A 14,973-nucleotide genomic window follows, 5' to 3' on the forward strand; every position below is an offset into this window, starting at 1 on the left:
AATAACACCCTAGAATTAAGGTCTAGAATAAAATATAAAAAAGCCCGCAACCTTAACACTGCGGGCTTTTTATTGACTAAGCGATACTATTCAGTCACGACAATACTATTCGAAAACAGCTTAAATCTTACTAATTAGTAAGTAGCGCTGTCATCTTCAATAATGACCATATCGATACTTTCATCTTTAGGTACTGATTTCGGTACAGCTGGTGTGGCTGGGGTTTTAACCTCAGGAGTGGCTGACGCGCCGCTATCCGTATTACTACTTGGATTGTTAATAGTCGGCGGCGTGGCAGGCTGAGTAGGACGAATCGGCTCAACTGGCTTGACTACTTGAGGCTGACGAACGGGTGCTGACTGACTGTCATCGTTTTGTGCTGCACGGCGCTCAGTGCTACGTTGGGCGCGCTGCTCATCCATCGCTGATTTAAATACAGAACCTGCCATCACATCGGCGACCACAGTAATCAATGCTGGCTGCCCAGCAATACGTGTGCGTACTTGACCGCCTTGAGTACTAACGACATAGGTAAAGGCATCATCAACCAACATGTTATTGTTGATACGAATGTTATTTTGCGCTAAACGTGATTGTAGGCTCGGCAAATTGTTGGCTGCTTGTACTTGACTGGCTTGATACAAATCTTCGCTTGGCAACGTCATGCTCACACTTGCCTGACAAGTCGTCATACCATTGTCATTGGCTGCTTGTAAGACTGCAGCATTTTGTACATCAATCACAATGCCGTTGGTTTTATTAGTGATAGCGCCGCTAGCGAGACTGATCTCTGCATCATTTGCGTAGTTGGCAGCCAGCGTTTGTGCTTGTTGATTGAGCGTGTTTTTTAAAGCCGTTTTGAGACGATCTTGTACCATGGGGTCATCACAGCTCACCGCAGTAGCTGCAGTATTTTCAGTAGATGCAGACTCTTGCTCTGTGAGCTCTGCCGTCTCGGTGGTATCTTCCTTCTCTGAGCGATCACAGCCAGCAAGCGCTAAACCACATACCATGCCAATACCAGCCACTTTATACCACTTGCTCACGTTTTTATTTGCTACGCTCATATTTCTTTTGCTCCCAATTTACTAATACGTACCGCCACTGATGGACAGTGATTGATGTTCAAACCGCAACCCTAGCTGCCCTAGGTTTGAAAACCAGATTATTATACGGTGTTTAAATAAAATGTTCATTAGTGTAGCCCATGGATATACAAATAACGCCCCTCATTATAGGTAAAACCTGTATTTAGTTGCAAAAACATAACAAATACATACTTATGAATTCGTTATAAATACGCTTTTAGACTACCGCGATCAACTAGGGTTTTTTGAATGTTTGACAGACATTCAACATATTCTAAGATTTCGCTCAGCTCATCTCTATAAAGTTTTTGGATAAAAGGAACCACATAGTAATATTGCTCTATTGAGCAAATTTTATTAGACGCTATTGTTTTAGCACTATATGATTGCGCGTATCACTAACCAACCATATAAATTATGATAAATTTCGAAAACACGCTTTTATTGGGTCATCGCGGTGCGCGCGGCGAAGCATTAGAAAATACCTTTTCAGGCTTTAAGTACGCTCAACGTCTCAACACTCAGGGTCTAACAGGGGTTGAGTTTGATGTGCAACTGAGCGCGGATGGTCATTTAATCGTGTTTCATGATGACACGCTGCAACGCATGTGTGGTCAGCAAGCACGTGTTGATCAGTTGAATCTTACTGAGATTCAACGCCATTCGCAGTTTGGTCATCAAATTATGACATTAGGGCAGGTAGCGCCGTTGCTAAAGGGCTTTACTGATATTGAACTGGAGATTAAAACGCATGACCGTACTGATTATGCTAAATTGGTAAAAGCATTGACACGCAACCTCATCGATAGTCCACTTGCCAAACTACCCATTGTGCTGACCAGCTTTGATGTAGAGCTACATGTTCGCTTACAACGTCATCCATTACTAAAGCATATCTCTCGCGGCTTGCTCATTCGCACACCTGAAGTCTTAATGACTGCACCGAATGCCGCCTTGCAACTTGGCTGTATTCAGCTAGGTATCCACTATCCGCTGATTAGTCGAGCAGTCATTAAACATAGCCACCGTTATGGCTTGCCAGTTAGTGCGTGGACGGTCAATGATATTGACACGATTAAACAGCTGATCGCGTGGCAAGCTGACGTCATCATCACTGATTATCCAAGTCATTTACTGCTGGGTTAATAAGCATCGCCTTTATTTGATTTATTTAAAATCATCTACATATCTACGGTGTTACTTACACTTCTCCTCAATGCCTGATAAGTCATCCATTATTTTCGTCAATACATTCCATAATCGATACAAGTTATTGTTATTTAGCAATATTTTTACAGTGTATAACTGTTCACTTTATTGATTTTTTAAGGTATCATATAGGCTTAAATTAATACCGCTAGGGATATTATATGATTGCAAAAAAAGCACTTGGCTTACCGCTTAAAGGCTTACGTTTCGCTATCAAATCTGGTGATACGCTTATCAAAGCCGCCAGCACTCAAGCCACACGTTTTAAGACACGTTTTGACGAGAGTAAAACTGCAAGCTCGCTTAATGAGCAGCCTGTTGCCAAACGCAACTACGCCCATGCTGCGGGAGAGCAAGATGTCGCTACTAAAGAAGACAGCATTGATATGCGCGAGTTTGAGTTTACAAAAGCGCCGATCAACTGGATTCCAGCGACTATTCTAGTAGCCACACCTATTGCTGCTGCGATCATTACACCATGGTATTTGTTTACTCATGATGTTAGCGCGCCAGTTTGGGGCGTATTTGGTGCCTTTATGGTATGGACAGGTATCAGTATTACGGCGGGTTATCATCGCCTGCTATCGCATCGTGCTTATAAAGCGCATCCAATCGTCAAAAACTTTTTATTGCTAGGTTCTACCTTTGCCGTACAAGGTTCAGCGTTTGATTGGGTTTCTGGTCACCGTACGCATCATCGTCATGTCGATGACCGCTTAGAAGACCCGTACTCAGCAAAGCGTGGCTTTTTCTTTAGTCATATGGGCTGGATGCTACGCAATTATCCTAGCGGTAAATTTGACTATAAAAATATCCCTGACCTAACCAAAGATAGAACGCTGCAAATTCAGCATAAATATTACGGTTTATGGGTTGCGGCATTAAACATCGGTGTGGTCGCTGCGATCGGTTGGTTATTGGGTGATGTTTGGGGTACTTTGGTCATCGTAGGCTTACTACGTCTGGTACTGACGCACCACTTTACCTTCTTTATTAATTCGCTATGTCATATGTTTGGCACGCGTCCTTATACGGATACCAATACTGCCCGTGATAACTTCTTCTTAGCTATCTTTACATGGGGTGAGGGTTATCATAACTACCATCACTTCTTCCAATACGACTATCGTAACGGGGTAAAATGGTGGCAGTATGATCCTACTAAATGGCTGATTGCTGGCCTATCGAAGCTGGGCTTAACCAGTGAGCTACGTACCGTTGATGACACCACTATCAAGCATGCAGAAGTACAAATGCAATTTAAAGCGGCTCAGCAGCAAATCGATACAGCAGCAGTGGGCGGTCTTGATCTTCCTCATGCCATGAGAAGCTTCCAAGATCGTATTAAGTTTGAATATGATGCCTTTATGCAGACTGTTGAAGAATGGCAAGCACTCAAAGCCAAAACGATTGAGCTGAAAAAGACAGAATATGCCGATCGCATGCATGAAGTGGAAGATGAGCTAAAGCATGACTATGCCAAAATTGAACAAAAAATTCTTGAGCATAATAGCAATTTAAAAACCGCGTTTCGCTCGATTGGTATCAGTAAAAAGGCAGCATAATCGCTGATTATTAAACTGTATTTTATTACTTTTGTGATGAACGATAATTGTAAAGCTTCTCCTTCCCTCTATCTGTAGCAGATAGAGGGTTTTTTTTGCTCATCCTTTATAGATCGTGTCGAACATTGATTTATAAAAATAAAAAGGACAAGTGGAAGCAATATCTTTGTTTGATAGGCTAAATGCATTCAATATTACTCATGGTTTTTGGGTGCGCTATTACAAGAGATGGACAGAGTGAAACGATGTAATATCAAGGCTATGCTATAGTGCTTTTATCGCCCCTACACTTTACTTATACTTCAAAAGCAGGAACGGCTTGTATGCGCTATCAAAATACCTATATCAATCTAGACACACGCCTTTATCATGAGCAACCGCCAACGCCGCTGGACAATCCACGTGCTGGACACTTCAATATGAAAGTTGCGCAGCAGTTAGGCTGGACAGATGATGAAAATCTGATGACCAACTGGGTTGAGATATTGGGCGGTCAATACGTGCCAGCGGATTTTAAGCCATTGGCCATGGTTTATGCGGGTCACCAATTTGGGCAATGGGCAGGTCAATTGGGTGATGGGCGCGGCTTGCTGATGGCACAAGTGCTCGATAACAATAATCAATTGCAAGACTTGCACCTTAAGGGTATTGGTCTGACGCCTTACTCGCGGATGGGTGATGGTCGCGCTGTCTTGCGCAGCACTATTCGCGAGTATTTATGTGGTCATGCCCTTACACAATTAGGTGTTCCTTCCTCTAATGCTTTGGGATTTGTTGTCTCCGATACGAGGGTGCGCCGTGAGCGCATGGAAGCAGGTGCGGCATTGATGCGCGTGGCTGATAGTCACATTCGCTTAGGTCATATCGAGTGGATTGCCAGCTTTGCTCCTGATCTACTCACTGAGTTCACCGATTATATGATCGACACTTATTATCCAGAGTGCCGTGATAGTGACGCTCCCATACTGACATTTTTAACCACGGTGGTTGAGCGAACCGCACGAATGATCGCTGATTGGCAACTAATTGGCTTTGCTCATGGCGTGATGAATACTGACAACCTCTCTATCACTTGTAGCACCTTAGACTTTGGTCCATTTGGTTTTATGGAGCGCTTCAACCCTGCTTGGATCAACAACCACTCTGATTATACTGGTCGCTACGCTTATCAGAATCAACCTGCTATTGGTCACTGGAATCTCAATGCTTGGCTGCCACATTTTATGCGCTTAGAGGGCGTAACACGTGAGGCGTTAGCAGACTGCCTAGCGCCTTATGAGGCTACCTTTATGCAACATTATCAGCAAGGACTGTGCCGCAAGCTTGGGCTGCCGCATGCAAAAGAGAGCTTAACCTTAGCTTTCGAATGGCTAACCTTACTAGAAGACAACTTGCTGGACTATACCAATAGCTTCCGTGCGCTACTCGGTTTGGTCGCGCCGAATGAGCACCATTATGAAGAGCAGCTATTGTCAACCATGACAAATGAGCTTAGCGATGATGCCAAACAAATCTGGCAAGATTGGTCGACTCGTTATGTGGCTCAAATAAAACAGCTGCCACTTGCACTTGAGCAAGTTATCGATGATATGCAGCACAACAATCCTGTTTATGTACTGCGTAATAGTATGGCGCAGCGTGCCATTACGGCAGCAGAACAAGGACAGTTCGAAGAAGTAAGTCGAGTATTCGATTTACTGGCTAACCCTTATCAGGTACAAGCAATCGCTACCCTTCTCGATACGATGCCGCCTACCCCACATGCGCCGCAAATGCCGATTAGTTGCTCTTCTTAATGATATGTTATTAAACTGCTATTCTGTAATATTTTGAAACATTATAAGATTAGGGTTGATATTTAACCCTATTTTTTGGCATTATTAATTGGCTAAATAATGAATATCATTTTACTATATTATTCTCGCCGTTCACGGCAGCTGACTAGGCAGTGAATTGGCAATAGTGCTAGAATAACTATTCCACTAGATTACTTTTTTGGCTCAATGCTTAATCGCTAATCCTGATACTTTGAATTATTAACTGTTTAGCGTCACGTTGCCCTTAGATGATTTTTTGAGGGTAAAACGTTATTTTTATCTCCATTTACTTTATTCCAATTTATTCTAACCATGGCAATTATTATGAATGACGATACCACTTTGAATACGGATAACCTTAGTACAGAAAAAGAGCAGTTTGAACAAGCTGCCTTACATTATCATGAGTTCCCACGTCCAGGCAAAATCTCTGTCACCCCTATTAAGCAGTTGGCCAACCAACGTGACTTAGCACTTGCCTATTCACCAGGTGTGGCAGTTCCTTGTCTTGAGATTCAAAGAGATCCAACGTTAGCGGCTAAATATACCGCCCGTAGCAACTTGGTTGGTGTTATCACCAACGGTACTGCGGTACTGGGTCTAGGTAATATCGGGCCATTGGCATCGAAGCCTGTGATGGAAGGTAAAGGGGTTCTATTCAAAAAATTCGCAGGTATCGACGTTTTTGATATTGAAATTGCACAAAATGATCCAGACAAATTCATCGAGGCAGTTGCTTCTCTTGAGCCTACTTTCGGTGGCATCAATCTAGAAGACATCAAAGCACCAGAATGTTTCAAAATTGAGCGTGAATTACGTAAGCGCATGAACATTCCAGTATTTCACGATGACCAACATGGTACGTCAATCATTGTTGCAGCAGCGATGCTCAACGCGCTATTGATTACTGGCAAAAAAATCGAAGAGATTAAAATCGTCTGTTCAGGTGCCGGTGCCGCCGCCATTTCTTGTTTAGATATTATTTGCGCACTTGGTGTAAACAAAAATAATATCTTTGTTTCAGATTCACGCGGTATCATTACGACTATCCGTGAAAATCTTGACGAAACCAAACAGCGCTATGCGCGTGAGACGACTGCGACCACTATCGACGAAGTGATGGATGATGTCGATATGTTCCTTGGTCTATCGATGCCTGGTACGTTATCTGAAGATATGGTTCGCCGTATGGCAAAAGACCCTATCGTCTTTGCACTTGCTAACCCAACGCCTGAGATCATGCCAGAATTGGCGCACGCCGTACGTCCAGATGTCATCATGGCAACGGGTCGCTCAGACTATCCAAACCAAGTAAACAACGCTTTATGCTTTCCTTATATCTTCCGCGGCGCATTAGATGTTGGTGCCACGACTGTTAACGAAGAGATGAAAGTCGCTTGCGTAAGAGCTATCGCTGCGATGGCACACGTTGAAGCAACACCGACCACCAGCGCTAGAAACATTGAAAAAATGCAAAGTTTCGGTCGTGATTACTTGATTCCAGGGCCTTTAGAGCCAAACCTAATCATCGAGATCGCGTCTGCGGTCGCTCAAGCAGCGATGGACTCAGGCGTTGCAACCTTACCTATCGCTGATATGCAAGCTTATCGTCAGCGCCTGTCTGAGTTTGTCTATAACTCTGCATTCGTGATGAAACCAATCTTTGCTCGCGCTAAAGCCGATCCAAAACGTATCGTTTACTGTGAAGGTGAAGACAATAATATCTTACTTGCTGTGCAAGTGGTCGTTGATGAAAAGCTAGCACAACCTATTTTAATTGGTCGTCCTTCAGTCATCGAAGCCAATATCGAAAAACTAGGGTTACGTCTAAAAGATGGTGTGAACATTACAATTGTTAACGTTGATGACGATCCTCGTTATAAAGATTACTGGCAGGGTTACTACGAGAAGAACAAACGTCTTGGTGTGAGTATTGAACTTGCTCGTCGTGATGTTCGTCGTAAGACCACATTGATCGGCTCACTATTGGTCGAAAATGGCGCTGCAGATGGTATGGTATGTGGTACGTTTAGCCATTATCAGTTGCACTTAAAATATGTACAAAGCGTTATTGGCAAAAAAGAAGGTGTGAACGACTTCTATGCTATGAATGCAGTACTCATGCAAGATCGTAATATTTTCATCGCCGATACTTATATCCACGAAGATCCAACGGCTGAACAATTGGCTGAAATGACTGTCTTAGCGGTTGATCAGTTACGTCGCTTTGGTATTACACCGCGTGTCGCGCTCGTTTCTCATTCTAACTTTGGCGCTTCAAATCGCACCAGTGCTGTGAAAATGCGCAAGGTCTATGAACTGCTAACAGACATGAATGTAGACTTTGAATTCGACGGTGAGATGCAAGGTGACGCCGCGTTGAATGAACATATTCGTTTAAACAACATGCCATCAAGTCCGTTGAAAGGTGCTGCAAATCTGCTCATCTTACCAACACTTGACGCCTCAAATATTGCCTTTAATCTACTCAAGACAGCAACTGGTAGCGCCTCTATTGGTCCTATTTTATTAGGTACTAGCAAACCGGTACATATTCTCACACCATCAGCAACTGCACGTGGTATCGTCAATATGACCGCTCTTTCCGTTACTGAAGCTCAAGATTTGGCGAGCGAAAATCAGTAATTCATCCTGCGCTACCTAGGTAGTATGTATTATCGAGATGGTCTCTGTTATTCATTTATAGAGACTGTCTGCTATACTAAAACCAGTCAATGCTATTAAATAGCGTTGGCTGGTTTTTTTTTTGATTGTTATACATTGGCTAAGACGCAACGTAGCCTTATTCAATATCAGTCATCACTTGCTCAATAAAAATAAAAGATAGAGGCATTCATGCAAATTTACCTTGTCGGCGGCGCGGTACGCGATCAACTGTTAGCACGTCCTATTAAAGATAAAGATTTTGTCGTCGTTGGTGCAACTGTTGCAGAAATGCTTGATGCAGGGTTCCAGCAAGTGGGTGCAGATTTCCCTGTATTTTTGCATCCTCGTAGCCATGAAGAATACGCACTGGCACGCACTGAACGAAAAGAAGGCTTGGGTTATAAAGGCTTTAGCGTACATGCCAGTCCTGACGTCAGCTTAAAAGAGGATCTACAACGTCGAGACTTGACGATTAATGCCATGGCCATAGAAGTCACCAGCTTAACTGATGATACGCCAATCAACGGTGACGTCATTGACTATTATGGTGGCATGGCTGATATAGAAAGCAAAACCTTGCGTCATGTATCAGGTGCATTTAGCGAAGACCCTCTACGAGTGCTTCGGACCGCTCGCTTCTATAGCCGTTATTATGATCTAGGTTTTGTCATTGCTGATGAAACTTTGACGTTGATGCGCCAATTGGTTGACTCTGGAGAGCTTGCGCATTTAAGTGCAGAGCGCATTTGGCAAGAATCTAGCCGTGCAACCATGCAGCTATCGCCGCAGGTATACTGGCAACAACTGTTTGAGATTGGTGCGCTCATAGAATATTTTGCCCCGCTACATGAAGCTTGGGCTAATACTCAGATACGTGAAACGGTACAGACGGCGCTATATTTCGCAGGGCAAATGAAATTGAACTTGTCACAACGTTGGGCGCTATTAATGAGTAGCCTTAATTCATTTTTATTTACCTCAGAACATACAAATGAAAACGTAAATAAAGCAGCCAATATAAAAGGTATCAATGATATAGGCAACGCCGCTAAGGTACCAAAGGCACACACTCAATTTTCGAATCTCTTCGCTCAGCAAGTCGCAAAGCTAAGCACAATACACCATTTAAGCGCGGCTGAAAAAATTGATCTCATACAAACTTGCGGCGCTCATAAAGAGCCTGATAAGTTATCGCAGCTATTAGTGACCAGCCACGTGTTGCAATTGGCAACACAGCACCGTCAGATGATGCTAGCGCTGAATAGCTTTCATGCCATTAGTATGCAGGATATTGACTCAGCGCTAACAGGCCCTGCGATTGGTGCAGCATTACGACAAGCCAGAATTGAACACTTGCAAGTACGAAACCAATGTTAAGAAAATTTAAAAAGATGCAGCAGCGCGATATCATTGACTCAATTCCTATGCAGCGTATAGGTCGACCTGACGAGATTGGCCATAGTGTGTTGTACCTCGTGTAGGCCAATTATATTACTGCTGAGATTATTACTGTTGATGGTGGTCGCAGCCTGACATTGTCTGGTGGTCATATTTGATAGAAAAGTAGAGCATCATAAAAAATATCTTGATTACTACCTATCTTTTACTTGAAAAATTAAAAAATTCAGGTATCATTGTCCGTCTAGCGTTAGGGCCCATAGCTCAGTTGGTTAGAGCAGAGGACTCATAATCCTTTGGTCGTAGGTTCAAGTCCTACTGGGCCCACCAAATTCAAACCCTTACAGGCATTTGCTTGTAAGGGTTTTTTATTGTCTAGAATTTATGCGGACGCATTGATGTAATTAATTTTTTGATACTATCTTGATACTTTGACCCTTGTAGTAATTAAAGTATGATGACTACTAACACTATAGTTATGTACTGCTGCACGGGTGATATATGAAAGTTAAACTTACCAAAAAACTTATCGATTCAGTAGACTATACCGCTAAAGGTACTGAAATCTATATGGACGATGTACTAACTGGTTTTGCGCTACGTGTAGGTAAGCTGTCTAAACTGCTATACATTACATAAGCGTATAAATGGAAAATTATATCGAGATGAAGTAGAAGAGACGCACTTGATTACGCTAACCGAAGCGCGTGAGAAAGCCAGCATAATGATGGCAAATATAAAAAAAGGTATGCATGTTTACGATGGTCTTCATGAGAACTTGGAAGACCCGAAAGATAAGAACAATAATGTACCAACACTTAAAGAGGCTTATAAGTACTTTAAATCAACAAAGACTGGGTTAGCTAAAGGCACTATTACCACTTATGATCGTCAAATATTACATAAACTAAAAGACTGGTTAAATATTTCTCTAAATGATATTACTAAGTCAATGATAAGTGATAAGCATAAAGAGATATGAGCCGCCCCGAGAGTATATCGGAGAGTGATTTACTTGAGTCAGGCAGCGATGTCTGACAGGATTAAATTATAATAATACCGCTTTTCGGGAGTTTCCCAAACTTTGTGTAACTGCTTATAATCCACTAACCGGAGAATAAGCAATGACTACTCAATCTGACATTAAAAAACTGGCCGAGCAAATGGCCAGCAGCATGAACAGCTTTGATGATATCAAAGACTTCCAGAAGCAGCTCATGCAGTCGTTTATCGACACTGCCCTTGAAGCTGAGATGGAAGACCATCTTGGCTACCCCAAGCATGAAAAGGCGGATAAGCCAAACAAGCGCAACGGACATACTAGAAAGACCGTCCGCAGTGATAGCGGCGCGCTTGAGATCTCCACCCCAAGAGACCGTGATGGTGACTTTGAACCTGCGTTAGTGCGTAAGCATCAAACCCGTATCAGTGGCCTTGATGATAAAATAATCATGTTTTATGCCAAGGGTCAAACCACCACTGAAATTGTCGAAACCATCAAAGACATCTACGACGTTGATATATCAAGCTCTCTTGTCTCAAGAGTCACGGATAACCTCTTAGATGACATCACCGCATGGCAGAACAGGCCACTGAGCAGCATCTATCCTATCGTCTATTTGGACTGCATCGTCGTGAAGATACGTCAAGACAGCAGAGATCATCAACAAGGCTATCTATCTAGCGCTAGGTGTTGCTCTTAACGGTAAAAAAGAGCTGCTTGGTATGTGGTTATCAGAGAATGAGGGCGCTAAGTTCTGGCTGGGCGTTCTCACTGAGCTACAAGACCGCGGAGTACAAGACATCTTAATCGCTTGTGTCGACGGCTTAAAGGGCTTCCCCGATGCTATCAACACCGTTTATCCCAACGCTCAGGTTCAGCTGTGTATCGTGCATATGGTGCGTTACTCCATGAAGTTTGTACCATGGACGGATAAGAAGGCCGTAGCGGCTGATTTAAAGGCCATCTATGGCGCTGATACGCTTGAGATGGCAGAGGCCAATCTTGAGCACTTTGATGAGGTGTGGGGCGAGAAATACCCGCACGTGGTTAAGTCTTGGCGCAATAACTGGGAGGGCTTAACGGTGTTCTTTGGCTACCCTAAAGACATCAGAAAAGCGGTTTATACCACCAATGCGATAGAGTCGCTAAACAGTGTGATTCGGACGGCGGTGAATAAGCGTAAGGTGTTCCCCTCTGATCAGGCTGCATTTAAAGTGGTCTATTTAGCAACTCAGCAGGCATCCAAAAAGTGGTCTATGCCCATTCGTAACTGGACGTCTGCTTTAAATCGCTTTATGATTATGTTTGATGATCGTATTAGTAAGCATTTAATCTAAATGGCAGTTACACAGAATTTGGGATGGTCTCCGCTTTTCAAACTCAAAGGGTGACACATATCCAATCGTGCTATGCAGTCGTGTTTTATTAAACCAATCTACCCATTCAAGGGTTGCTAGTTCAACATCTTTAATGCCATTCCAGCTCTCTTTTAAATAATGAATCACCTCAGAATTGTACAGCCCATTGACCGTTTCAGCCAAGGCATTGTCATAAGAGTCGCCAGTCGTGCCCACAGAGGCGATAACGCCAGAATCCTTCATCCTAGAAGTGTAGCGAATGGATAAATACTGAACCCCTCGATCACTGTGATGAATGACATCTTTGGGATGGTTTCTATCTGCTATCGCCTGATTTAACGCTGCCATCACCATATCCGTGTTCATACGATTAGATACTTTCCAGCCGACAATAACTCGTGCAAATACATCAATGATAAAAGCACTATATACACAACCGCTTGTAGTCTTGATATAGGTAAAATCTGCAACCCAGAGCTGGTTAGGGCGATGGGCGCTAAAGTTACGATTAACCAAGTCACCAGCCCTTTGCTGGTCATTACGGCTGTTGGTAGTAATCTTACCCTTGCCACGCCAAACGCCTTGTAAGCCATAATGTCTCATTAATCGCTCAACAGTACATCGAGCAACCTTTATGCCTTCCGCTTGCATCTGCTGCCAAACCTTACGCACACCATAACGGCATTTACTGTCCAGCCAGATACGTCTGATTTCACTGATGTAGAAATCGTCATGCCACTGACGCTGTGAACGCTTGTGTGGGTTGGCGCTTAAGTCTTGAGCACGATAATAAGTTGACGGGGCAATCGGTAGTACTCGACAGATTGGCTCGATCCCGTAATTGTTTTTATGATCATCAATAAAGTCGACCATTACTAAGGCGTGCGGTCGATCTCCGCCTGGGCGAAAAAAGCAGCAGCCTTTCTAATGATTTCATTAGCTTGCTTAAGCTCTTTATTCTCGCGTTCAAGCTCTTTAATACGTTGCTCTTGGCTTTGAGCTTGTACTGAGGCAGGAATGGTTTGTTGTATGTGCTTCTTATGCCATGATCGCAGGGTTTCAGGTGTACAGCCAATCTTTGACACTATGGCTTGAATAGCTGACCATGTGGAGGGGTAATCGCTAGACGCTTCAATCAGCATGCGAACGGCGCGTTCTTTCACCTCGGGGGTGTAGGTTTGTCTTTTCATTGTCGTATTCTCTCAGAATATTAAGTCTCCGACAATCCCGGGGCAGTTCAGTATATGAAAAAAGCCACTTAAATATAAGTGGCTTTTTTAACTTCAAGCTATAGAACCATTACTAACCGAAGTTATATTCAAGTAAACACTATTTGTAATAAGCAATATGACACAGATTTAATCTAAAGTTGGCATAGAAAACTGCTTGTCTTCTCGTACAGCAGCACTAGGCCAACGTTGGGTAACAGTTTTCCGACGAGTAAAAAATCTTACACCGTCTGGACCATACATAAATAGATCTCCGAACAATGAGCGCTTCCAACCTCCAAAGCTTTGCGATGCGACTGGCACTGGCAAAGGAATATTTACACCGACCATGCCGACCTGAATATTGTCAACGAAATAACGAGCCGCTTCCCCATCTCGGGTATAAATACATGTCCCATTACCATACTCATGCTCATTTATAAGTTCTATTGCCTCTTCCATTGTCTTAACACGCATAATTTGAAGTACTGGACCAAAAATTTCTGCATCATAACTGTCCATCTCTTTTGTCACATTGTCTATTAAAGTAGGACCCACAAAAAACCCTTGCTCATGACCTGCTGGTGCCGCATTAGAACCATCAATGATTACGTTTGCTCCTTGGTTTGCAGCACTTTTTATGTGTTCCAAAATTTTAGATTTATGAGCTCCTGTAATAACGGGGCCAAAATCATTTTCTTTGTCCGAATAGGCACCTAATTTTAATTGTTGTATCGCCGGCTGTAACGCCTCGACCATTCTGTCAGCAATATCATCGCCTACTGCTACTGCAACAGATAAAGCCATACAACGTTCGCCTGAAGATCCAAATGCAGCCCCTAATAGCGAAGTAACCACATTATCTAAGTCAGCATCAGGCATGACGATTGCATGGTTTTTTGCCCCACCTAATGCTTGACACCTTTTACCTTGAGCAGTAGCTGTAGTGTAGATATACTCAGCAATTGGAGTAGATCCTACAAAACTTACAGCTTCAACATCTGAATGATATAATAGAGCATCAACCGCTTCTTTACCTCCGTTAACGACGTTAAGAACACCATCAGGTAGCCCCGCCTCTTTCAAAAGTTTTGAGATAAACATTGATGCACTTGGATCACGCTCAGATGGCTTTAATATAAAGGTATTCCCACAGACAATGGCCATAGGAAACATCCAAAGAGGAACCATCACAGGGAAGTTAAATGGTGTAATTCCAGCCACCACTCCTAGTGGATGAAACTCACTCCAAGAATCAATATCTGGACCGGCATTACGGCTATGTTCGCCTTTTAGTAGTTCTGGTGCACCACAAGCATATTCAACGTTTTCGATACCGCGCTGTAATTCACCGGCGGCATCGTGCGAAATTTTTCCATGCTCTTCGCCAATTAGCCTGCAAATTTCATCAGCATTCTTTTCTAATAATTCTTTGAATTTGAACATGACTCTAGCGCGTTTCATTGGTGGTGTTTTACGCCAGGCTGGAAAGGCTGCCTTTGCAGCAATAACTGCCTCATCAATAGTTTTAGAACCACCTAAAGCAACCTGTTTACTTACTTCACCAGTAGAAGGGTTGTAAATTGGTTGTGTTTGACTTTCTTCATTAATTGCCTGACCGTTAATAAAATGTCCGATAGTTTGCATAATATATATTCCT

Annotated in this window: 10 protein-coding genes, 1 tRNA gene, 1 pseudogene and 1 other annotated feature; of the genes and pseudogenes, 9 read left to right on the forward strand and 3 right to left on the reverse strand. The window is 43.1% G+C overall.

The genetic code is table 11. The features are described from left to right. Positions 1 to 134: 134 nt before the first annotated feature. Complete coding sequence (locus JMW85_RS08545) at positions 135 to 1,067, reverse strand: hypothetical protein (RefSeq protein ID WP_201581457.1); 933 nt, start codon at positions 1,065 to 1,067, stop codon at positions 135 to 137. Between the two features lie 438 nt (positions 1,068 to 1,505). Here JMW85_RS08545 and JMW85_RS08550 point away from each other — a divergent pair, with 438 nt between their 5' ends. The 9 genes and pseudogenes from JMW85_RS08550 (at position 1,506) to JMW85_RS08585 (ending at position 12,084) form a co-directional block, all read left to right on the forward strand. Continuing rightward, positions 1,506 to 2,234, forward strand: a complete 729-nt coding sequence (locus JMW85_RS08550; protein WP_201581458.1) for a glycerophosphodiester phosphodiesterase — start codon at positions 1,506 to 1,508, stop codon at positions 2,232 to 2,234. A 449-nt stretch (positions 2,235 to 2,683) separates the two neighbouring features. Beyond that, positions 2,684 to 3,862 carry an acyl-CoA desaturase gene (locus tag JMW85_RS08555; protein ID WP_201581807.1) on the forward strand — a complete coding sequence of 393 codons (1,179 nt, stop codon included), beginning with the start codon at positions 2,684 to 2,686 and terminating at the stop codon, positions 3,860 to 3,862. A gap of 323 nt (positions 3,863 to 4,185) precedes the next feature. Further along, on the forward strand, positions 4,186 to 5,658 hold the full coding sequence (locus tag JMW85_RS08560) for a protein adenylyltransferase SelO (protein ID WP_201581459.1): 1,473 nt from the start codon (positions 4,186 to 4,188) through the stop codon (positions 5,656 to 5,658). A 345-nt stretch (positions 5,659 to 6,003) separates the two neighbouring features. Continuing rightward, positions 6,004 to 8,325: an NADP-dependent malic enzyme gene (locus tag JMW85_RS08565; RefSeq protein ID WP_201581460.1), complete on the forward strand. Its 2,322-nt coding sequence runs from the start codon at positions 6,004 to 6,006 to the stop codon at positions 8,323 to 8,325. Between the two features lie 210 nt (positions 8,326 to 8,535). After that, entirely contained in the window at positions 8,536 to 9,723 is a 1,188-nt protein-coding gene (locus JMW85_RS08570) for a tRNA nucleotidyltransferase (protein WP_201581461.1), read from the forward strand. Between the two features lie 274 nt (positions 9,724 to 9,997). After that, positions 9,998 to 10,074, forward strand: a tRNA-Ile gene (locus JMW85_RS08575). 171 nt (positions 10,075 to 10,245) lie between these two features. Continuing rightward, positions 10,246 to 10,383 carry a hypothetical protein gene (locus tag JMW85_RS14260; protein WP_227681740.1) on the forward strand — a complete coding sequence of 46 codons (138 nt, stop codon included), beginning with the start codon at positions 10,246 to 10,248 and terminating at the stop codon, positions 10,381 to 10,383. A gap of 46 nt (positions 10,384 to 10,429) precedes the next feature. Then, positions 10,430 to 10,726 carry a hypothetical protein gene (locus JMW85_RS14265; protein WP_227681742.1) on the forward strand — a complete coding sequence of 99 codons (297 nt, stop codon included), beginning with the start codon at positions 10,430 to 10,432 and terminating at the stop codon, positions 10,724 to 10,726. A gap of 142 nt (positions 10,727 to 10,868) precedes the next feature. Beyond that, a pseudogene (locus tag JMW85_RS08585) lies at positions 10,869 to 12,084 on the forward strand (IS256 family transposase). On the opposite strand, the gene JMW85_RS08590 reads toward JMW85_RS08585, so the two are convergent. Both JMW85_RS08590 and JMW85_RS08595 read right to left on the reverse strand, forming a co-directional pair. After that, positions 12,076 to 13,295, reverse strand: a protein-coding gene (locus tag JMW85_RS08590) for an IS3 family transposase (protein WP_201581462.1) whose coding sequence is annotated in 2 segments (ribosomal slippage) — positions 12,076 to 13,019 and positions 13,019 to 13,295 — 1,221 coding nt in all. Because the reading frame shifts where the segments join, the coding sequence is not laid out codon by codon here. The pseudogene JMW85_RS08585 and the gene JMW85_RS08590 overlap by 9 nt on opposite strands. Further along, positions 12,904 to 13,020, reverse strand: a sequence feature (AL1L pseudoknot). Its footprint overlaps the gene before it by 117 nt. A gap of 168 nt (positions 13,296 to 13,463) precedes the next feature. Further along, entirely contained in the window at positions 13,464 to 14,960 is a 1,497-nt protein-coding gene (locus JMW85_RS08595; protein WP_201581463.1) for a CoA-acylating methylmalonate-semialdehyde dehydrogenase, read from the reverse strand. Between the last annotated feature and the right edge of the window lie 13 nt (positions 14,961 to 14,973).

The organism is Psychrobacter glacincola (genome assembly GCF_904846075.1).
Lineage (GTDB): Bacteria > Pseudomonadota > Gammaproteobacteria > Pseudomonadales > Moraxellaceae > Psychrobacter > Psychrobacter glacincola_C.

Excerpts from the sequence above, each read along its gene's own strand:
- JMW85_RS08545 (WP_201581457.1), bottom strand. The coding sequence starts at position 1,067 with ATGAGCGTAGCAAATAAAAACGTGAGCAAGTGGTATAAAGTGGCTGGT.
- JMW85_RS08550 (WP_201581458.1), top strand. The coding sequence starts at position 1,506 with ATGATAAATTTCGAAAACACGCTTTTATTGGGTCATCGCGGTGCGCGC.
- JMW85_RS08555 (WP_201581807.1), top strand. The coding sequence starts at position 2,684 with ATGCGCGAGTTTGAGTTTACAAAAGCGCCGATCAACTGGATTCCAGCG.
- JMW85_RS08560 (WP_201581459.1), top strand. The coding sequence starts at position 4,186 with ATGCGCTATCAAAATACCTATATCAATCTAGACACACGCCTTTATCAT.
- JMW85_RS08565 (WP_201581460.1), top strand. The coding sequence starts at position 6,004 with ATGAATGACGATACCACTTTGAATACGGATAACCTTAGTACAGAAAAA.
- JMW85_RS08570 (WP_201581461.1), top strand. The coding sequence starts at position 8,536 with ATGCAAATTTACCTTGTCGGCGGCGCGGTACGCGATCAACTGTTAGCA.
- JMW85_RS14260 (WP_227681740.1), top strand. The coding sequence starts at position 10,246 with ATGAAAGTTAAACTTACCAAAAAACTTATCGATTCAGTAGACTATACC.
- JMW85_RS08595 (WP_201581463.1), bottom strand. The coding sequence starts at position 14,960 with ATGCAAACTATCGGACATTTTATTAACGGTCAGGCAATTAATGAAGAA.